Source organism: Roseovarius sp. THAF9 (genome assembly GCF_009363715.1).
Lineage (GTDB): Bacteria > Pseudomonadota > Alphaproteobacteria > Rhodobacterales > Rhodobacteraceae > Roseovarius.
This window is the reverse complement of sequence record NZ_CP045404.1, coordinates 847484-868006: the sequence shown is the minus strand read 5'-3', so window position 1 is coordinate 868006 and position 20523 is coordinate 847484. Positions and strand designations below refer to the sequence as shown.

Below are 20523 nucleotides of genomic sequence, written 5' to 3'. Positions count from 1 at the left end.
TCCGGCGGTTTCCGCATCCCTTCTCTAAGGAGGTAGAAATCTCCCGTTGGCGACCCAAACGGGAGACAAAGAAAAATCGTTTTTTCTTTTTTGGGATGACCACATTTCCGGCGGACAACTTAGAAAGAGGCCAAGCGAAATGACAAAGCACAGCGTTTTCTCTACCGAAGAGGTCAAACTGCACAACGCGACGGCGGAGGAAGTCCTGAACCTCCTGGAGCCGGGCTCGATTGATCTTGTGATGACCGATCCACCCTACATAATCTCAAAGGATTCCGGGTTTTCAAAAGGTGGTGATGGCAAGTTCAACAACTATTCGACCGATTACGGCGCGTGGGACCGCGATGAGTTCAGCATAGAAGATCTCGAAGGCATCATCGGCCAGATGAAGCGCGTCCTGAAGCCGGGCGGAACCGCCCTCATCTTCTTCGATATCTGGAAACTCAGCACGCTTTGGGACATGCTTGAAGGCCAAGGCTTCGAGGGTATTGACGTTGTTGAATGGCAGAAGACGAACCCGGTGCCGATCAACTCCCGCCACAACTTTCTGACGAATGCACGCGAAATGGCGCTGGTTGCGCACAAGCCCGGCGGCAAGCCACGGATCGAGGATGCGCGCGAGTTCGGCGTCTATCCCTACCCCATCCACCACGGCAAGGACCGGTTCCATCCGACGCAGAAGTCTCTGCCGCTCTTCGAAGAACTCATCGGCGTCTATGCACCCGAGGTCGGCACCGTTCTGGATTGCTTTTCGGGGTCAGCGACCACCGGCGTCGCCGCGCTCAACACGGGCAGAGCGTATATCGGCTGCGAGCCTGATCCGGAGTATTTCGAGAAATCCGTGGAGCGGCTGAAGCAGTGTGAAAAGAAACGCCCCAAGGCGGCTGGCGGCCTTGGAGCGTAGGTCGCGCTTATCGCGCGTCGAGGCAAGGAGGCACAAGCGAGGACGAACCTGTGCCCGCATCAGAAATAGTGCCTGGGCAAAGAATCCAAATCGCAAGAAAACGATGCGTCAGGCTTGGCGTTCGCGCACAGTCTCGACAAGCCGCGAAAGGTCCCAGAGCCATGCCTGTTGATCGACGGTGTAGGTTTCTTGGATCGGGCGGGGCACGACGAGTTGCAAGCTCGACGCATCCATCTGGGCAGTTTGCGGTTCGGATATGCCCGGCTCCAAGGTCAGAAGATGCTTGCCCGGTATCTTCGCAGCCTCCGCCAGCACCTGCCGCCAGCGATCCTTGCACGTGGATTTCGCACCGAGCATCATCAGGCGTCCGTCGCCCTCCGGCGGCGCTGCGTGGTAAGTCTCCGCGTCCGGGAACAAGAAATCGGGCTTGTGATTATGCTCTGTCGCGGCCCCGCGAGCGTAGGCGAGGCCGAACGCGTCGAACACCGCCGAAATATGGTTTTCGAGGGAATGCCCCATCCGGGATTTTCGCCGGTTCTGGACCCCGAGTGAGAAACTAATAAAGCCATCTACGTCGGTTCCGTCAGGGGTCACGAAACCCTGTTCGAGCCGTTCCGCTACGACACGACGCTCAAGCCTTCGGAACAGGGCTTCCTCATGATCGAGCCAAGCGACAAGAGCAGCATCCGGATCGTCTTCTGCACGGACCTCCGGAAGTGTCAGTCGCGCGAGTGCCGAAAACTCCATCGTCCTCGGAAATGTCGTGCCGAACTTTTCGATGATATCATCGAGTTTATCCGCCGCTGGCTCTTCGAACTCGATACCGATTTCGTCCAAGATGAAACGAGCGGCAAAGTCCAACTCCGGCTCTTCCTCGGAAAACTTGCGCGACACAAACGAGCGCCCAGCAGGGCGCAAGCCAAACAGCCAAAAGAGCTGCGCCTCGCTGGTCGAGTGCTCCGGGGCGACAATGAAATACAGGATACCCTCCCTATCCTTTGCCAGGAACAAGGTATCTCCTTCTTTCATGGTGTCAGTGACCGGATTCGACGGATAGTAGAGCCGCCATTCGGTGCGCCCAGGAATAGCCTCGCGAGCATCATAGTGGGTCGCTGTTCCCTCGACGGTGAAACCCTCCTGATCCTCCCCGAGCCAGATGTAGATTGCACGATACCGCTCGTATTGAACCTCTCCAAGAAACTGGTCGCGCATGTCGCGGGTAGTTCCGATCTCGTGCTGTTTCGATCTATTCGGCTCTGTGTCCACAGCGGATAGGCGCTTGACGCCTATGCCCGCGAAATAGTCAATCAGTTGCCCTCGCTTCATTGCCTGCCACCTGCATTTTCGTTTCTTCTGATTCCAGCCAAAGAGTACAGATTTCGGCTATGCGCTCAACGGGTTGTCGATATCTGCCTTTAAGTGCGCATTCCCAGACAATACCGACACGCCATCCACACTCATGAAGTTGGTCAATCTGTCGGCTGTCCCGCTGGATATTGCTGCCGATCTTGTCCTTCCAGAACTCTGTTCGGGTCTTCGGCCAACGGAAGAGATGGCAATCATGACCGTGCCAGAAACACCCGTGCACAAAAATTACGGCTTCCCATTTCGGGAAAACGAGGTCGGGTTTTCCAGGCAGGTCATTCCGATGCAAACGGAAGCGAAAACCACGACAGTGTAGAGCGGAGCGGATCAGCCTCTCGGGCTTTGTATCTTTGCCCTTGATGCCCGCCATCATGCGGCTGCGGACAGTTGTTGACACGCGGTCTGCGCACACGCTCAGCGCCCGGCGACCGGCTCCGCAAGCGGAAGGTCTCGCTGACTCAGTTCGGGAACCTCCCGGCCCTCCTGCGCAAGTGCCTCTGCTATGAAAGGTTTCATCAGTTGTGCAACCGCACGAACGACAGGCACGACAACGGCATTGCCCATCTGGCGATATGCCTGCGTATCGGAAACCGGGATTCTGAACTTTGCCTCACCGGGCTTCTCGAAGCCCATCAGACGAGCACATTCACGCGGCGTAAGGCGTCGGGGCCGCTTGCCGTCCTGCGCTATCAGGATTTCCGACCCATCCTTGTAGTAGCGCGCAGACAAGGTGCGCGCTACATCGCCAGGTCCGAAAAGAGAAAAACCGAAGCCATTCCCGGCTTTGTTGTGTTTCTCTTTGTAGCCTTGCAGATACTTCCAGAGGTTTGGCGTTAGGGTGTATTTCGGATCGACCTCGTCATCGAGAATGCTGCCCAGTGTCGGGCCATCGCCTTCGGGGACAACAAGATCATCGAAGTTGAATGGAATCTCCTCGGACTTGAAACCGACGATGAAAATGCGCTCCCGCTTCTGCGGCACCCAAGGTGTCGATGAAATGACACGCCTTTGAACGGTGTAGCCCAACTCGTTCTTCAGCACGTTCATGATTGTGGCAAAGGTCTTGCCTCCATCGTGGCGTTCAAGGTTCTTCACATTCTCAAGAAGGAAGGCAGGAGGCTGGTGGTGCTTTATGATTTTTGCGAGGTCATAGAACAACGTCCCCTGCGTATCACAAAGAAAGCCGTGCGGTCGCCCCAAGGCGTTTTTCTTACTGACACCCGCGATGCTGAAAGGCTGGCAGGGGAACCCGGCTAACAGAACATCGTGTGCCGGAACCTTCGAAGGGTCATCGGCATAGGGGCGGATATCTCCGACGCTGATATGATCGCTGTCCGCCGGTTCGGGAAAGTTGGCGGCATAAGTCTGTTGACTGAACCGATCCCACTCGGAAGTGAACACGCAGCGTCCACCGATCTCTTCGAACGGCTTGCGCAGCCCTCCAATACCAGCGAAGAGGTCGATGAACCGAAAGCCATCGGGCCTCTCGCCAGAGCACCTGGAATCAGCAATCTCACGCAACCGCTCCAAGCGAATGCGATCAAGCTTTTTGCTCTCCCCTTTAATGTGCCTGCGGACGGAACGCGGGCTCATGTCAAGAAGTTCGGCAGCCTCCTCAATCCCGAGACCGGCTTTCGCCAGAAGAGTCGCAAAATCCCCGGTTGTCTGATTCATTTCTGCCGCCCCATTGTGTTGATTCTTGTCAATCTGTCATAAATCGTCCCGCCGGGCCTGTGAAGCCCTTTCTTGAAGAATGTTCCACATTTGTTCTAACGCTGGGTAAACGCAACTCGGTAAAATGTCGATACCCAAGCCTGAGGGAAGCCTCCAGTCGGCGGAATGCGGAGCAAAATGTGGAGTGAGTTGTGGAGCAAAGCGCTGCTCTATGAACCCAAGCACAGGCAATTCCTGAGGGATATCAGATACTTAATAAAACCCAATGCCGAAAAAATGGTGCCCGGGGGCGGAATCGAACCACCGACACGAGGATTTTCAATCCACTGCTCTACCCCTGAGCTACCCGGGCACGGGTGAACGGGCGCGCCGTTCGGGTTTGGGCTTTCTAGGCGAGGGCCACGCGACTGTCCAGTGGGTTTTTGCCACTTTTCAGTGGGGTTTTCCCGCGCCCGCGTCCTGCGCCTCTTCCAGTGCGTCGGCGACCTCCTCGGCATCGTCCAACCGGCTGGAGGGAATGGCATAATCCCCGCGCAGCCACGCGCCTAGGTCGCGGTTCGCACAGCGGTCGGAACAAAAGGGGCGGTACTTTCTTACCGTATCTTCCCCGCAAATCGGGCAACTCATATCACACCTTTAAAGCGTTTCGTCATAAGCTGATGTCTCAGGTCAATGGCGAACCGCTTTCGGCAGCGGCAGCCTGTCTCGCTTTCGTTGCAACTCATAGTGCCCAAGGGGCGTCCATCCCACAAGGGCCGTCTCGACCGTGTCGCGGCGGAACGCGGCGCGCAGGGCGGCCTCGAAGGTCTTGCGATCCTTCTTGGGCATCGGCGCCAGATCCAGCACCACCTGCCCGCCAAGCCCCCGCAGCCGCAAGGCCCGCGGCAAGGCCCGCGCGGCGGCCATGTTGGCCTTCACGCTCGCCGCCGGAGAGGTGTCGCCGCCCGCGTTCACATCCACCGCGACCAGCGCCCGGGTCGGCTCGACGTAAATGCTAGCGCCCCCCGGCAGGTCCTCGCGCGGAGAGCCCAGCGCATGGACCGCATCCAGAACTCCGTGATGATCGAACGCCTGCTTGTCCTCGTCCCAGATCTCCGGTTCCGGCCAGTCGCGCCAGGCCAGCTCGTGCGGCCCCGGCCCCTCGACCAGCTTCTCCGGCTTGCCGCTCGCGTCGGCCATGACCGCACGGGCCAGCTCGGCCATGCGCGCCACGTCCTCGGCCACCGCCTCTTCATCCGCGCCCTCGCAGGCCGAGCGCAGGATCAACCCGTTGTCGTCGCCCGCCATCACGTCCTTGCCGATCAGCATCAGACGGTCCTGCAGGTCGTCATCCTTGATCGCCCGCGACACGTTGATCCCCGGCGCGCCGGGCGTCACGATCGCATAACGGCTCTTGAACAGCACCTTCGCCGTCACCGGGATCGCCTTGCCCGGCTCGGCATAGCCCATCACCTGCACCAGAACGGTGCCACCGGCGCTCATCCCCTTGACCTGACGCAGGAACCCATTGCCGTCGGGTGTGCGTACGAACAGCCCACCCTGCCCCTTCACCGGCCGCTCGATCACCGCGCGATAGATCGTGCCCGGGCGCGGCTGATCGGTGTCCACCAGCAGATCGGACAGCACCCCATCCTCCATCAGCGCCGCCGCTTCGAATGCGCCAAGCTGGCCCAGCGCCACCACGCGTCCCTTCATGTCTTTCCTTTCCAGACAGGGTATCCCGCGGCCAGCAAAAGCCCCGCGGTTTCCTTCAACGGCAAGCCCACGATGGCCGTGAACGATCCTTGAATCCAAGGAATGAACGCGCCCGCAGGCCCCTGGATGCCATAGCCCCCGGCCTTGCCCCGCCAGTCGCCGGTGCCAAGGTAGAACGCGATCTCGTCGTCATCCAGCCGCTTCATCTTGACGTCACTGACCACGTCGCGCTGCCAAATGCGGTCACCGCGGCGCACCGCGACCGCCGTGATCACCTTGTGCCGCCGCCCCGACATCTTGCGCAGGAACGCCTCCGCCTCGCCTGCATCCTCGGGCTTGGCCAAAATGCGCCGGCCCAGCGCCACGGTCGTATCGGCAGACAGCACGATATCGTCACTCCCGGCCTCGACGGCCAGCGCCTTCTCCCGCGCCATCCGCACACAATAGGGACGTGGCAATTCGGCCTTTTCGGGGGTCTCGTCGATATCCGGCGGGCGCACGTCATCGGCCACGACGCCGATCTGCGCCAGCAGATCCCGGCGTCGCGGGCTACCGGACCCCAGGATCAATCGTGGCGGCTGCATCATTCCGCTCTCATATAGTCAACGGGGTGCGCACGCATCTCACGTCAGGTGAAACGCTTCCGCGCACGGCGCAAACCTGCGGTTCACGTCATTTAAAGCGATAATTGATCCGACCCTTGGTCAGATCGTAAGGTGTCATTTCCACCTGTACCTTGTCGCCTGCCAGAACACGGATGCGGTTCTTGCGCATCTTGCCTGCCGTGTGGGCGATGATCTCATGGCCGTTCTCTAGCTCGACCCGAAATGTCGCATTCGGCAGGAGTTCCTTCACGACACCTGGAAATTCGAGCGTATCTTCCTTGGCCATGGTCTCTCCTTGGTTTCCGCCCTGCCGGTTGCAGGACAGGCGTTTAAATGGCCCTATTCCCCCAGCTTTTCAAGTCAAATATCATTGCAGCTGTTCAACTGTGGGCGCGCCGTCACGGCCCGCCTGCTCGGTCCAGTGGGTGCGGTTCAGCACGCCGCCATCCGCCCGCACCTCCGCGATTTTTTCCAGATCGGCCTCGGCATAGGTCCATCCCGGTGCGTCCAGGTCACCTGCGGCCAGCACGCCCGTCGGCGGAAAGCCCCTGTCGGGCGGGCCGAATATGCCGCCCGCGCCGGTGTTCACGTCGCAGACCTCGCACCAATCCGCAGGCCCCACAAGCGACGACATAGCACTCACGCATTGCTGCTCCAGCGCGCGGGCCATGGCCCCGATCCGCACCCGCCAGTACCCGGCCAGCGTCTCGGTGCAGGACGGCACCAACAGGACATCCACATCCTGCAACGCACGCCCCAGAAGCGGAAATTCACAATCATAACAAATGAGCACGCCAATCCGCCCCAGCGCGGTGTCGAACACCTTCAAGGGCCCGCCGCCCACGCATGCCATCGGCTCCCGCTCCCAGCGTGTCATGATCTGCTTGTCGACCACGCCCTTGCCCCCGCCGGGCGCAAAGAACGCCGCCCGGTTCACCGGACGCGGGCCAATCGCATCGTCATAGACCGGCGCCGAGCCGCCAAGGATATGCACGCCATATTTGCCCGCCAGCCTGGAATTCAGCGCATCCGCCTCGGGCATCCGGTCCGAGACCGCCCGCAAGGACGGCTCCAGGTCTGTCGCCACATCCCGCCCGGCCAGCATCGCCAGCTCCATCGCGGCATATTCGGGGAACATCAGCAAATCGGCGCCCTGCCCGGCGGCCTCGGCCACCCAGGCCTCGATCTTGTCGGCATAGCCCTGCCAGCTGTCCAACGCGTCAATCGGATAGGCGGCACTCGCAATCTTCATCGTACTTCACTCTCCAGATCGGTTTCGGCGCCACCCTACCGGCCCCGGCCCCGCGGCTCATCACCGGAATCGCGCTCACTCCGCGACCGTCTCCACCGGCCTTTGCATCCGCAGCGGAATCTCCCGCGCCAGCCGAAGAAGATGCGCCATGTAGGGCTTGTCCGCCTCATCCTCGCGGATCGCCGCGTAGAGCCGCTTGGTCAGACCGTCCTTGGTGACGGGCCGCGTGACATACTCCGAACTCGTCCGCTGTTCGCGCAGCACCCAGTCCGGCAGCACCGCCACGCCGCGGTTCGACGCCACCAGCAACAGGATCACCGCCGTCAGCTCGATCTGCCGCACCGCGCGCGGCTCGACCTTCGCGGGGGTCAAGAGTTCGGTGAAGATATCCAGCCGCGAGCGATCCACCGGGTAGGTGATCAGCGTCTCGTCCCGGAAATCGTCCGCCTCGACGTAATCCTTCTTGGCCAGCACATGCTGGCTGGAGGCCACGAACAGCGGCTCGTAATCAAAGAGTGGCTGAAAGATCACCCCGTCGAGGTCCTCGGGATCCGACGACACCACAAGATCCACCTCCTCTTTCTGCAACGCCGGCAGCGCGTCGAACGCGAGTCCCGGCCGGATGTCGATATCCACCTCCGCCCAAGTCTGCCGGAATCGCTCCAGCACCGGGAACAGCCACTCGAAACAGGCGTGGCATTCGATGGCGATATGCATCCGCCCCGCACTGCCCTGCCGCAATCCGCTGAATTCCGCCTCCAGCGCCTCGACCTCGGGCAGCACCTTCTCGGCCACGCGCAACAGGCGCAGCCCCGCCGCCGACAGCTTCAAGGGCTTCGAGCGTCGCACGAACAGCTCGACCCCGGCCTGATCCTCCAACCCCTTGATCTGGTGAGACAAAGCAGACTGCGTGATGTGCAACAGCTCCGCCGCACGGGCCAGCCCGCCGGCCTGGTGAATGGCCCGGATCGTGCGTAGATGACGAAAGTCGATATGCATGAATATTAGCCCGCCTCATTCAAACCATGAATTTTATGAAGTTGTCTCACATACGCGCACCTGCGACAAGAGACCCAACAACAGATTGCAGGATACCCGCCATGAGCACCCCAACCGTTTCCTTCGAATTCTTCCCGCCGAAATCGCTGGAGGCGTCGTTCCGCCTCTGGGACACTGTCCAGTCATTGGCCCCGCTGGACCCCACCTTCGTCTCCGTGACCTACGGCGCCGGCGGCACCACCCGCGAACTGACGCGCGACGCCGTGGCCACGCTGCACAAATCCAGCGGCCTGAACGTCGCCGCCCACCTCACCTGCGTCGAGGCAACGCGCGAGGAGACGCTCGCCATCGCCCAAGACTTCGCCGAGGCCGGCGTGAACGAGATCGTCGCCCTGCGCGGCGACCCGCCCAAGGGCTCGAACGGCTTCACGCCCCACCCCGACGGCTTTGCCGACAGCTGCGAGCTAATCTCCGCGCTGGCCGACATGAACCGCTTCAAGATCCGCGTCGGCGCCTATCCGGAAGTGCACCCCGAGGCGGCGGATGCCCAGGCCAATATCGACTACCTGAAACGCAAGATCGACGCCGGCGCGTCCGAGGCGATCACCCAGTTCTTCTTCGACACCGAAGCGTTCTTCCGCTTCCGCGATGCCTGTGCCGCTGCGGGCATCGACGCGCCCATCACCCCCGGCATCCTGCCGATCGAGAACTGGGCCGGCACCAAGCGTTTCGCCGCCGCCTGCGGCACCAAGATCCCCGCATGGCTCGACGAGGCGTTCACCAAGGCCGCCCGCGACGACCGCGAAACGCTGCTGGCCACGGCGCTCGCCACCGAGCTGTGCAGCGAGCTGATCGACGGCGGGGCCGAGCACCTGCATTTCTACACGCTCAATCGCCCCGAACTGACCCGCGACGTCTGTCACGCGCTCGGCATCACGCCCAAGGTCGAACTGCGCGACGTCGCCTGACACACCCCCGATCCCTGTGACATGCCTCTACCCGGGGTTGTCGCAACAGCCTGACCCTGCCTTCCCCCGAAGGCGGGGCTTTTTCTTTTGAACGTCCCATTTAAGCGCCCCGACCCATGCGCATCCAACACATTTACAGCATGACAGGGGTTTCTCATGAATTTCATCTACGGCACCAACCTGGCCGAGCTTCTCGAAGGCATCGAGACCGCCGACCTGATCCAGGGCTTCGGCGGCAGTGACTTTATATATGGCAATGGCGGCAACGACTGGATCTATGGCGGCGCGGGCATGGACAACATCAAGGGAGGCGACGGCGACGACGTGGCCTTCGGCCAGTCCGGCAATGACACCATCGAGGGTGGGGACGGCAACGACCACCTCGACGGCGGCGACGGCGACGACAGCATATTCGGCAACGGCGACGACGACACTGTGACCGGCGGCGCGGGCCACGACACGATGGATGGCGGCGCGGGCATTGACACCGCCGACTATTCCGACAGCAACAGCCTTGTCTGGGCCTCGCTTCAGACCGGTTTCGCCCTGTCCCACGTGCCTCCCGGCTACAGCATCCTCGACGGTGACCAGGACACGCTCCTGAACATCGAGAACCTAACCGGCAGCGACTATGGCGACTGGCTTCAGGGCAATGAAGGCGCCAACATCCTTTCGGGCGGCGACGGCGACGACCGGTTCGAAGGCCACGGCGGCAACGACGACATTCTGGGCGGCTTGGGCAACGATGAACTCTACGGCGGCGACGGTGACGACTTCCTACGCCCCGGCCAGGGCGACGCCACCGTCTCTGGCGGCACGGGCCACGACACGCTCAAGCTCGACATGTCCGAGGGCGGCGCGGGCTGGACTGTCGATTTGCAAAAGGAGGTCGGCACGCAGGCCAAGCCGCTCTTCAAGGTCAGCAAGGATGACAGCGACAAGGACGCCGACAGCAAGGCCGACGCCGAAACCGACACGCGCGCGCGTACCGAAGATATCCGGTCTGACGACCTGACACGGGAGCCGATCGAGGACGCCGGCCTCTGGCCCTTCCCCAACGAGCCGGTGAAGATCGAGGCGGAAGAACTCGAATTCCTGTCCCGCATGTTCGGCGGCAGCGAAAAGGTCATGCAGGCCTTCGGCGATTTCGGCCTGCCCGACATTCCCGGGTTTGAGGATAAGCCCGATCTCGAAGGCTATCTTCCCGGCGGAGGCAGTTCGGGCCCCTACACCCCGGTCTGGCCGGAATGGGAAATGAAAGTCTGGGATATCGAGGACGTCATCGGCAGCGACGGCAATGACAAGATCTATGGCAACGGCGCCGACAACGCGCTTTACTCCATGGGCGGCGACGACCTGCTCGACGGGCGCGGCGGCAACGACTTCCTCTATTCCAACTCGGGCGAGGCCACCCTGATGGGCGGCGCGGGCGAGGACCGGCTGATCGCCAGCGCCGGCAGTGGCGTGGCCGAGATGACCGGCGGCGCGGATGATGATGTGTTCGTGTTCGAATCCAACCCCTACTCGGACACGGGCCATCGCGGCACGATCATGGATTTCGCCGAGGGCGACCTGATCGAGATCTTCGATTACAACGCGACCGGTCCACTGAGTTTCAGCGAAACCGGCCTCTTCGACGCCACCGGCCCGCAGGTCCGCGTCCTTCAGGCCCTTGGCGATGCCAGCGCCACGCTGGAGGTCGATCACGACGGCGACGGCGCCGCCGACTGGTCCGTCGACATCGTCAAGACCGATGCCATGCACCTGATCGGCATCGACGATCTCGTGCTCTGACGCCGCGTCAGGCCCGCCCGAAGATCCGGGCGGGCTTGTCCACCCATCGCGCCGCGGGCTAGCGTGCCGTCATGACCGACACGCCAACCCCCTTCACCGCCACGTCCCTTGAACAGATGCCCGACATGGACGCGCTTTTGTCCCGCTCGGGCCTCGACTTCATGCGCGACATGATCGCGGGTCGCCTGAGCGCCCCGCCCATCGGCGCCACGCTCGGCTTCACCGCCCTCTCGGCCGATACGGGCCGCGTCGTGTTCGAAGGCACCCCCGGTTTCAACGCCCTCAACCCGATGCGCGGCGTGCATGGCGGCTGGTACGGCGCGATCCTCGACTCCTGCATGGCCTGCGCGGTGATGACCCTGCTGGACAAGGGCCAGGTCTACACGACGCTGGAATACAAGGTGAACCTCACCCGCGCCCTGCCCATGGGCATGGCCGCGGTGGCCACCGGCACCACTCAGCACGGCGGCCGCCGCACCGCCACCGCGGTTGGCGAACTGCGCGGCAAGGAAGACGGCAAGCTCTACGCCACCTCCAGCACCACCTGCCTGATCATGGACGCCGCCTGACACCGCGCGCCAAATCTTTTCAGAAAAGATTTGCCAAAACTTTTCTCAAAAGTTTTGCCCGCCTAAATCACCGCCTGCGCATCCGGGGCATCGGGTGCGGCGCGGCCCTGCACGCTCTCATGCAGTCTCTCGGACGGATCCTGACCGACCACGCGCGCCTTGCGAAACAGGAATATCTTCCCCCAGCCCCGCCACTTGCCGACCGACGGCGCCTGCGCATCCGTCGGATACCGCGCCTGCCACCCCTCGGGCAGGGTCAGCCCATGCGCCTCGGCCCGCTCCAGCATCCAGACCAGCGGGATGTTCGACAATGGCCGTGCCGCGTGGAAACCGTCCAGCTGCCCACCCACATCGCCGTGAGTGCCGCGGAACCAGACCTGCTCCACCCGGCCCTCGCCCGCAGCACGTCCCGGCCCGGTTTCCCACATCACCGGCGTATAGACCTGCCGCGTCTCGTCCAGCGCCAGCGCGTGATAGCCGTGCCGGATATGCGGCCCCAGCGCATGACTGTGAAAGGCGTTCTTCGGCGTCAGCAGCCGCCAGATCAACGGGCCGGACCAATCCAGCGCCTTCACCGTGTCCCATGCCCCGACCATCTCGATCGGCGAGGACTCATGGCACAGCTCCCGGGTAAAGACCGCCGCAGCCTTACTCTTGGCCTCGTCGCGGTAATGGCGATAGGCCGTCTTCACCTGCCGCTCGGTCGCGTGTTCCGCCCGTAACAGCCCTACCCGGTCGATCACCCCGGCCAGCGACCGCACGGCATAGGCCCCGCGCGAGAAGCCGATCAGAAAGATCCGGTCGCCGGGCCGATAGCGCGACGCCAGATAGCCATAGGCCCGCCGGATCTGCCGGTTGATGCCGCGCCCCAGCATCACGTCGCCTGTCCGCCGCCAGTCCGGCCACTGCACCCCCGGTTCGTAATAGAGCGACAGAGCCGCCCCCACCTCCTCGTTCAACAGCTTGAAGGTCAGGCCGGCATTGCTCTCGAGCCCCGGTTCGAGCGAGGACATCGTGCCATCTAGGATGATCACATGAGTCACCGCCCCGCGCGGGCCGTGCTTGATCCGCGCCCGCTCGCCACGGGTCAGGCCAACCAGCCGCCGGACAGCCCGGCTAACGCGTTTCGTCCAGCTCATATCCGTTCAACATCATCCAAACCCGGTGCGGGGTAAAGGGCATGTCGGCCCGGCGCACGCCCCGTTCGTATAGCGCATCGAACACCGCGTTCGCCGTGGCAGCCATCGCCCCCACGGTCCCGGCCTCGCCACAGCCTTTCATGCCCATCACGTTGGTGGTCGACGGCACCGGCTCGGTCTCGAAACCGATCATCGGCACATTGTCCGCCCGCGGCATCGCGTAATCCATGAAACTCGCCGTCAGCAATTGCCCGTCCTCGTCATACACCACCCGCTCGCACAGCGCCTGTCCGATGCCCTGCACCACGCCGCCATGAATCTGTCCTTCAACCAGCATCGGGTTGATGAGGTTCCCGAAATCGTCGACCACCGTGTAGCGTGCGACCGTGGCCGCGCCGGTCTCGGGGTCGACCTCAACCTCGCAGACATGCGCGCCGTTGGGAAAGGACCGCGCCTCCAGCTCCGCGCGCCTCTCGTGGCTCAGCAAATCGTCGCGCCCGTCCGCCCGCGCCCACGCGGCGGCCTCCAACAGCGTCGGCGTCTGGTTCGACCCTGGCGCCCGGAACGTCTCTTGATCGAACTCAATCGCGTCGGCCTCGACGCCCATCTTCTCGGCCAGATAGGGCCGGAAGGCCGCCACCATCGCGTCCACCGTCACCAGCGTCACGTTGTTCTGCACCGTGACCGAGCGTGACCCGCCCGTGCCGCCGCCCTGCGCGATCCGGTCAGTGTCGCCGGCCACGATCTCGATGCGCTCCACCGGCACGCCGGTCTGATCGCTCAGGAATTGCGCATAGACGCTCTCGTGCCCCTGCCCGTTCGAGACCGTGCCCACGTATAACCGCACGCCCGCTTGCGTAAACTCGATCTGCGCGCCCTCCGCCGGGTCGCCCAGAATGCTCTCGATATAGAAACACAAGCCCATCCCCCGCAGCCTGCCCTGCGCCTCGCTCTGCGCACGGCGCGCCGCGAACCCGCCCTGGTCCGCGTGCCGCGCGACGCTCTCCAGCACCCGCGCGAAATCGCCCACGTCGTAGGTCTCGCCAAAGGCCGTGGTATAGGGAAACTGCTCGGGCCGGATGAAATTGCGCCGGTGCAGCTCCCACACATCCACGCCCAACTCCCGCGCCGCGTGGTCCATCAACCGCTCCAGCGCATAGATCGCCTCGGGCCGCCCGGCCCCGCGATAGGCATCGACCGGCGTGGTGTTGGTGTAAAACCCCTCGACATGCAGGTACGCCGCGCGGATATCAAAAACCCCCATCATAACCTTGGCAAAGAGGTTGGTCTGGATGTTCTGCGCCAGCGGGCTGTTATAGGCGCCTAGGTTCATCCTCGTGTCCACCCGGTAGGCCGTGATCCGCAGCTCGTCATCGAACCCCATCACAAGGTCATGCTCCAGGTCCCGCGCGCCCGTGTCCGACAGCATCCCCTCGGTCCGGTCCGCCACCCAGGCCACAGGCGCCTCCAGCATCCGCGCCGCCTGTCCCACCAGCAGGGTCTCGGGATAATCCGGCGCCTTGGTGCCGAAGCCACCGCCCACGTCCGGGATCGTGACCCGGATATCGGCCTCGTCCATCTTCAGGATCCGTGCCGCATGCGCCTTGGTGTTCCAGACGTTCTGCCCACCATAGGCGATGTGCAGACGGCCCTCCTCCATCTGCGCCAGAACGCTGCGGGTCTCCATCGGGTTCGAGATCACCCGATTGTCCTCCAGCGGCATCCGCACCACATGCGCCGCACCGGCCACCGCCGCCTCCACCGCGTCCGCGTCGCCCATGCCGAAATCGAAGGCCCGGTTTTCCGGCGCCGCGTCATGCAGTGCTTCGCCGCCCGGCGCCCGCTCCAGGTGCACCGGCAGGCTGTCATAATCGACCTCGATCAAATCCGCCGCATCCCGCGCCGCGTCCAGGCTGTCGGCAACCACCAGCGCGATCGCCTCGCCAACGAAGCGCACGCGCCCTTCGGCCAGCAAGGGCCGTTTCGGCGCCGACCCCATGCTGCCGTCCCGGCTTTCCACCAACAGCGCCGGCATCCCTTCGGTGATCCCCGCCGCCGTCAGGTCGTCCGCAGTCAGCACAAGGCGCACGCCGTGCGCCTCCCGCGCCGCTTGCGCATCCAGCGAAATCTCCGCATGCGCCTCGACCGACCGCAGGACAAAGGCCCTCAAGCACCCCTTGGGCCACAGGTCGGACGTGTACCGTCCGCCCCCCGTCAGTAACCGCAAATCCTCGATCCGGCTCACAGGCTGCGAGCGGCCGAACTTGGCCATGCGCTGCTCGGTCATGTGGGGACACCTCTGCGCGGGAAATCTACCGCGACCCTAACGCCCGACGGCGCGGTGTCCACCCCCGATCAGATCAGCCGCGCCACCGTCACCGGCCCCTCGGGACCGTAACCGTTGAACCGCGTCGCCAGCGCCCGCGAATAGGCGCCCATGCCTTCGAACAGCACGTAATCCCCTTCGGCCACGTCCCCCGGCAAGGCCAGCGGATCGGGCAGCCGGTCCAGGCTGTCGCAAGTCGGCCCGAACACCACCCGCGCCACCGGCGCACCCTCGCGCGGCACGCTGTCCTGGCTGACAACCCGCACCCGCGTCAGCGCGTCGATGTCCCGCGCCTCGGCCAGCGCGCCGTAAATGCCGTCGTTCAGAAACAGGCTCCCGTCCGGGCGCAGCGCCTTGACCCGTGCGGCGAGCGTGAACGCCTCGGCCACCATCGCCCGCCCCGGCTCGCAGACCAGGCGGGGCGGCACTTCGAACACGTCGCCGCTCACCTCCGCCACATGATCGAAGATCGCCTCCAGGTCCGGCGCCGCGCCCGAGCGATGCGCGGCAAACCCGCCGCCCACGTTCAGCCGTTCCAAAGTCACACCGGCCACCCGCGCCACCTCCGCGCTGGCCCGAACATAGGCGCCCCACGCGCCGGGATCGGCGCATTGCGTGCCGGGATGAAAGCAGAGGCCGGGACGAAACCCCATCTCAGAGACCTGCCGCAGCAGCCCCGCCGCGGCGTCCGGCCCGGCCCCGAACTTCGCGCCGAAATCATAGGCCGCGCCCTTGACCGGCAGCGCCAGCCGCACCGTCACCTCCATGTCGCGCGGCAGGCCCGCCAACTTCTCCAGCTCCGCCGCGCAATCCACGGAAGCAGACGCCACGCCCATCTTTGCGGCCATCTCGACCTCGGCTGCTGACCGCACCGGGTTGTTGTAATGCAGAACCGCATCCGGCGCCGCGTCGCGCACCGCCCGCATCTCCGCCGGGCTGGCCACGTCGAAGGCCCGCACACCGGCCGCGGCCAGGTTCGCCAGCACTTCCTCGCCCGGGTTGGCCTTGACCGCATAGGTCACCAGACCGTCAAAGCCCTTCAGGAACCGCCGCGCGGTGGTCTGCAGGGTCTCGGGACTGAAATAAAGCACCGGCGCATCGGGTTTCTGGCGCGCCAGATGTACCACGGGCGTGTCCCACGGGGATGTCTGATGTTGCATCGCTCTGCCTCTCGGGTCGTCTTTTTCATAGTGTGCCGCGGAACGTGGTGATTTTGTCAGGGCAGATTGCACTTTATGCAGTATCATTTCGGCACAACGCCGAGGGAATCATGCAAACAGACGAACTTGACGAGGCCCTGATCGCGCTCTTGCAGGAAAACGCCCGCATGCCCGTGGCCACGATCGCCCGCCGGCTGGGCCTTGCGCGCACCACGGTGCAGGCGCGGCTCGACCGGCTGGAAACCTCCGGAGTCATTTTGGGCTACACCCTGCGCCTCAACGCCGCGCGCCGCGCCCCCCTGCGGGCGACCGCGCTGGTGCAGATCGAGGCCCGCAGCCAGCCCACCGTTCTGTCGCGCCTGCAATCCCTGCCCGGCGTGCGCCGCGTCCACACCACCTCCGGGCGCTTCGACCTCATCGTCACGCTCGAGGCCGAAACCACCGAAGAGCTTGACGACACGCTCGACCGCATCGGCGACGCCAAGGGCGTGCGCGGCTCGGAATCGCTCATTCACCTCGCGACCAAGCTCGACCGCAGCCGCTAGGGCCTACCCGTCCCGGGCCTGACCCGGGACCTCTGACTCGATTCGGATCACCGCCGGAAAATCTGTCCACCTGCGGCTATCTCCAACTTCTGCCACGTCCAGAACCGTTGTCCCGCATCCTACCCCCCCCCGGACGCCGAACCACCCGCACGCCAGCACCGCCACAAAGCTGCCCGAATGTGTCCCGAAATCCGTACGACCTTGGTCGGACGACCTTCCGACGATGGGGTCGTAAAGCCATCCACCGACCGAGGGAGGATTTCGCATTGTCCCGGCAGGCGTCAGGTTCAGGGCACACCAGGGTCGTTCCGGCCCGCAACCACAAACCTGATCAAAACCACAGAAAGACACGACAATGAGCATCGCACGCAAATCCATCAAGACCATCGCCCGCAGCTTCGCCCGTGACGAGGACGGCGCCACCGCCATCGAATACGGCCTCTTCGCAGCACTCGTGGGCGCCGTTATCGTCGGCACCGTCGCCACGCTCGGCACCAACACCAATACCGGCTTCCAAACCATGAACACCGAACTCGAAAACGCCCAAAGCTCAGGTACTGACTAACCGCCTCTGCGACGGAGCGGCCCTTCTTCCCCAACGGGTCGCTCCGCGCCGCCAGTCACACTTCTCCCATCCCACCGCAACCGGAGACCGCCCCATGCCCTTCGACACCCAAGACGGCATCGCCCCCGCGCTTCAGGCCTATGTCTGCACGGACACAGGCGCGGCTACGGCCCGCGCCGTGCTGACTGAAAGCGGCCAGATGGCCAAGGCGATCCATGGCGGCGGACTCAGCGGTGCGGCGCGGCTTCTGACCGACGCCTCGCCGATGAAATGCATCCTGGCCGAGATGGGCCAGATCAGCCTGCCCATGGCCACCGAATGCGTCGAGGAACTGGCCCGCGCCGGCATCGACGTGATCGTGCTGGGCACCGCCGACGACATCGCCACTTACCGAGCCCTGCGCCAGGCCGGTGCCCGCGACTATTTCTGCCTTCCGGCCAACGCGTCGGATATCCTCGCCGCCACCACCGCGCCCGCGCCCGGCCCCGCCGCCGCGCCGGCCACCCCGGCGCCCGAAACCCATCAGGGTCTTACCGTCGGCGTTCTCGGCTGCAAGGGCGGCACCGGCGCCAGCCTTCTGGCCCTCAACCTCGCCGCCCACGCCGCCGCCCCAAAGGGCGCCGCGCGCAATACCGCGCTGGTGGATGCCGATCTGGAATTCGGCAGCCAGGCCATCGACCTCGACCGGGATGAAACCCGCGGTCTCTTCGATGCCCTGCGCGCCCCCGACCGCGTCGACAGCACCTTCATCGGCGCGACCATGGACCAGATCAGCGACACGCTCTCGCTCTATTCCGGGCAGGTGCGCGGCGACCAGACCGCCGCCGCCTACGAGCCCGGCATCGCCGCCCTCCTGCCCCGCCTGCGCGAGGCGTTCGACACCGTCATCGTCGACCTGCCCCGCGGCCTCGTCCTGCGCCAGCCCGACGTGATCGGCACGCTCGACCGGCTGGTGCTGGTGCTGCCCGCGGGCTTTGCCGGGGTCAACGCCGCCAGCCGCCTGCTGGGTCAAATCCGGGCCGACCACCCCGACCTGCCGATCCTCGCCGTGCTGTCGGACATCCGCAAGGACGCGGGCCTGCGCCCCAAGGACATCGCCAAGACGCTTCAGATGCCGCTCACGGCGACCCTGCCCAGTTGCGCCCCGGCGCTGGCCCGCGCGCACAAGGCCGCCAAGCCGCTCGTCACCCTGCAACCGCGCGCGCCATGGGCCCGCGCCGTGCGCACCGTGTTCGACGCCGCGACGCAACCCGCCGGCGCCGCCACGGCCCAACCCAAGTCCCGCAAAAGACTGTTCGGATGAAACACGAGGTTATCGAACATCAAAACCGGGCCGCGCTCGACCGGGTGCTGCAGATCGCACGCCAGATTGACGCCGACGGGCTGTCGGTCAAGGAAAAGGTGAACACGGCGCTCACCTTCGTGGTCGAGGCCGCCGAGACGCCGATCCCGCTTTCCCAGCAACGCGCCCTCCTGGCACAGGCCGTGACCGAACTGGGGGGCGACGCGCCCTCCGGCACCGCACCTGCGGCGCAGGCTCCGGCAGAGCCGCAAGGGTCTGCAAGGGTGAAGACCCCCGCGAACGCCCAGGCGCAACCCTCCGCTGATCCGGCACCGCCCCCGGCGCCCGAGCCCGAGCGCCAGCCCAAGGCGAAACTTCCCGCACTGGTCGAGTCCGTTAACGCCGCCGCCGCCTCCAGCTCCGACATCTCCGCCATGGCTGGCGAAATGATCCAGGCGCTCTCCGACGTGCTCGATTTCACCGAGATGGCCGGCCTGCCCCGCTCCGAGCAGGAAAGCCGCATCCACGACGCGATCCACGGCCTGTCCGAACAGCGCAAGATGCATCTCAACGGGCGCGAGGTCGCCGACCTCGTGCAGGCCGTTCTGGCCGACATGCTGGGCCTCGGCCCGCTGGAACGCCTGCTGGCGGATGAAACCGTGACCGACATCATGGTCAACGGCCCCGACCGGGTCTATGCCGAACGCCGCGGCAAGCTGGAACTGACCGCCATCCGCTTTCGCGACAACGCCCATGTCCATGCCGTCGCCTCCCGCATGGTCGCCGCCGTGGGCCGCCGCATCGACGAGGCGCAGCCGATGGTCGATGCCCGCCTCAAGGACGGCAGCCGCGTCAACGTGGCCATTCCACCGCTCGCCATCGACGGCCCCACCATCACCATCCGCAAGTTCCCGGCCGCGCCCATGAAAATGGAAACCCTCGTGGCAAACGGCAGCCTGTCCGAACAGATGGCGGGCTTTCTCGGCCTTGCCGCCCACCTGCGCCTCAACGTTCTGGTCTCGGGCGGCACCGGGTCGGGCAAGACCACACTGATGAACGCGCTTTCCGCCTTCATCCCCGCGACCGAACGCCTTGTCACGATCGAGGACGCCGCCGAACTGCGCTTCCAGCAGCCGCATGTCGTCCGGTTCGAAACGCGCCCGCCCAATGTCGAGGGCAAGGGCGAGGTCACCATGCGCACGCTGGTGCGCAACGCGCTCCGGATGCGCCCCGACCGCATCATCATCGGCGAGATTCGCGGCGACGAAGTGCTCGACCTCCTGCAAGCCATGAACACCGGCCATGACGGCTCGATGAGCACGCTGCACGCCAACTCCCCGCGCGAGGCGATGACCCGGATCGAAAGCATGGCCGCGCTCGCGGGCTTCGACATGGCGTCCGGTGTCGTGCGCCGCCAGCTGGCCGATGCCGTGCATCTGGTGGTCCAGATTTCCCGGATGCGCGACGGCACCCGCCGCATCACCTCGATCTCCGAGGTCGCCGGGCTCGAAGGCGATGTCGTCACCCTTCAGGATCTCTTCACCTTCGAGACCGATCCCGACAGCACCCGCACCGAGGTGCGCGGGACCTACCGCTATTCCGGCTACCGCCCCAAATTCGCCGGCCGCGCCGCCGATTACGGCGTCAGCGCCGACCTCGACGCCGTGCTGAGAGGATAACC

At 64.5% G+C, this 20523-nt stretch carries 20 protein-coding genes and 1 tRNA gene; 8 read left to right on the top strand and 13 right to left on the bottom strand.

Going from position 1 to position 20523, the window contains the following annotated elements:
- Window positions 1-139: 139 nt before the first annotated feature.
- The gene (locus FIU86_RS04295; RefSeq protein WP_152473933.1) at window positions 140-904 is read left to right on the top strand and encodes a site-specific DNA-methyltransferase; all 765 of its coding nucleotides are present in this window, start codon (window positions 140-142) and stop codon (window positions 902-904) included.
- A 108-nt stretch (window positions 905-1012) separates the two neighbouring features.
- Here FIU86_RS04295 and FIU86_RS04290 read toward each other — a convergent pair whose 3' ends face one another.
- The 10 genes from FIU86_RS04290 to FIU86_RS04245 form a co-directional block, all read right to left on the bottom strand.
- Window positions 1013-2116: a type II restriction endonuclease gene (locus FIU86_RS04290; RefSeq protein WP_216647200.1), complete on the bottom strand. Its 1104-nt coding sequence runs from the start codon at window positions 2114-2116 to the stop codon at window positions 1013-1015.
- Between the two features lie 91 nt (window positions 2117-2207).
- The gene (locus FIU86_RS04285; protein ID WP_302848759.1) at window positions 2208-2666 is read right to left on the bottom strand and encodes a very short patch repair endonuclease; all 459 of its coding nucleotides are present in this window, start codon (window positions 2664-2666) and stop codon (window positions 2208-2210) included.
- Between the two features lie 17 nt (window positions 2667-2683).
- Window positions 2684-3943 carry a DNA (cytosine-5-)-methyltransferase gene (dcm, locus tag FIU86_RS04280; protein WP_152473930.1) on the bottom strand — a complete coding sequence of 420 codons (1260 nt, stop codon included), beginning with the start codon at window positions 3941-3943 and terminating at the stop codon, window positions 2684-2686.
- 277 nt (window positions 3944-4220) lie between these two features.
- Window positions 4221-4295, bottom strand: a tRNA-Phe gene (locus FIU86_RS04275).
- An 80-nt stretch (window positions 4296-4375) separates the two neighbouring features.
- A complete protein-coding gene (locus FIU86_RS04270) occupies window positions 4376-4570 on the bottom strand; it encodes a DNA gyrase inhibitor YacG (RefSeq protein WP_152473929.1) in 195 nt (64 codons plus the stop codon).
- Between the two features lie 42 nt (window positions 4571-4612).
- On the bottom strand, window positions 4613-5638 hold the full coding sequence (locus FIU86_RS04265) for a ribonuclease E/G (protein WP_152473928.1): 1026 nt from the start codon (window positions 5636-5638) through the stop codon (window positions 4613-4615).
- A complete protein-coding gene (locus FIU86_RS04260; protein ID WP_152476925.1) occupies window positions 5635-6222 on the bottom strand; it encodes a nucleoside triphosphate pyrophosphatase in 588 nt (195 codons plus the stop codon). The genes FIU86_RS04265 and FIU86_RS04260 overlap by 4 nt, the downstream gene beginning before the upstream one ends.
- Before the next feature lie 88 nt (window positions 6223-6310).
- Window positions 6311-6529, bottom strand: coding sequence for a translation initiation factor IF-1 (infA, locus tag FIU86_RS04255; RefSeq protein ID WP_005978431.1), 219 nt, complete (start codon window positions 6527-6529; stop codon window positions 6311-6313).
- 81 nt (window positions 6530-6610) lie between these two features.
- A complete protein-coding gene (locus FIU86_RS04250; RefSeq protein ID WP_152473927.1) occupies window positions 6611-7495 on the bottom strand; it encodes a carbon-nitrogen hydrolase family protein in 885 nt (294 codons plus the stop codon).
- Between the two features lie 75 nt (window positions 7496-7570).
- The gene (locus tag FIU86_RS04245) at window positions 7571-8494 is read right to left on the bottom strand and encodes a LysR family transcriptional regulator (protein ID WP_152473926.1); all 924 of its coding nucleotides are present in this window, start codon (window positions 8492-8494) and stop codon (window positions 7571-7573) included.
- Window positions 8495-8595: 101 nt separating this feature from the next.
- On the opposite strand from FIU86_RS04245, the gene metF reads away from it, so the two are divergent.
- From metF to FIU86_RS04230, 3 genes are all read left to right on the top strand, one after another.
- Window positions 8596-9462, top strand: a complete 867-nt coding sequence (metF, locus tag FIU86_RS04240) for a methylenetetrahydrofolate reductase [NAD(P)H] (protein ID WP_152473925.1) — start codon at window positions 8596-8598, stop codon at window positions 9460-9462.
- 156 nt (window positions 9463-9618) lie between these two features.
- Entirely contained in the window at window positions 9619-11256 is a 1638-nt protein-coding gene (locus FIU86_RS04235; RefSeq protein WP_152473924.1) for a calcium-binding protein, read from the top strand.
- Window positions 11257-11327: 71 nt separating this feature from the next.
- Window positions 11328-11825, top strand: coding sequence for a PaaI family thioesterase (locus tag FIU86_RS04230; RefSeq protein ID WP_172977425.1), 498 nt, complete (start codon window positions 11328-11330; stop codon window positions 11823-11825).
- A gap of 62 nt (window positions 11826-11887) precedes the next feature.
- On the opposite strand, the gene FIU86_RS04225 is transcribed toward FIU86_RS04230, so the two are convergent.
- The 3 genes from FIU86_RS04225 to FIU86_RS04215 all read right to left on the bottom strand — a co-directional run bounded on the left by FIU86_RS04225 (window position 11888) and on the right by FIU86_RS04215 (window position 16450).
- Complete coding sequence (locus tag FIU86_RS04225; protein WP_152473923.1) at window positions 11888-12964, bottom strand: DUF2235 domain-containing protein; 1077 nt, start codon at window positions 12962-12964, stop codon at window positions 11888-11890.
- Complete coding sequence (locus FIU86_RS04220; protein ID WP_152476921.1) at window positions 12942-15236, bottom strand: xanthine dehydrogenase family protein molybdopterin-binding subunit; 2295 nt, start codon at window positions 15234-15236, stop codon at window positions 12942-12944. Before FIU86_RS04220 ends, FIU86_RS04225 begins: the two co-directional genes overlap by 23 nt.
- An 83-nt stretch (window positions 15237-15319) precedes the next feature.
- Window positions 15320-16450, bottom strand: a complete 1131-nt coding sequence (locus tag FIU86_RS04215; protein WP_152473922.1) for a type III PLP-dependent enzyme — start codon at window positions 16448-16450, stop codon at window positions 15320-15322.
- 110 nt (window positions 16451-16560) lie between these two features.
- On the opposite strand from FIU86_RS04215, the gene FIU86_RS04210 reads away from it, so the two are divergent.
- The 4 genes from FIU86_RS04210 (at window position 16561) to FIU86_RS04195 (ending at window position 20521) form a co-directional block, all read left to right on the top strand.
- Complete coding sequence (locus tag FIU86_RS04210) at window positions 16561-16995, top strand: Lrp/AsnC family transcriptional regulator (RefSeq protein WP_152473921.1); 435 nt, start codon at window positions 16561-16563, stop codon at window positions 16993-16995.
- A gap of 355 nt (window positions 16996-17350) precedes the next feature.
- Window positions 17351-17560, top strand: coding sequence for a Flp family type IVb pilin (locus FIU86_RS04205; RefSeq protein WP_152473920.1), 210 nt, complete (start codon window positions 17351-17353; stop codon window positions 17558-17560).
- 94 nt (window positions 17561-17654) lie between these two features.
- A complete protein-coding gene (locus tag FIU86_RS04200; RefSeq protein ID WP_152473919.1) occupies window positions 17655-18863 on the top strand; it encodes a hypothetical protein in 1209 nt (402 codons plus the stop codon).
- Window positions 18860-20521 carry a CpaF family protein gene (locus tag FIU86_RS04195; RefSeq protein WP_172977424.1) on the top strand — a complete coding sequence of 554 codons (1662 nt, stop codon included), beginning with the start codon at window positions 18860-18862 and terminating at the stop codon, window positions 20519-20521. The genes FIU86_RS04200 and FIU86_RS04195 overlap by 4 nt, the downstream gene beginning before the upstream one ends.
- Window positions 20522-20523: the final 2 nt, after the last annotated feature.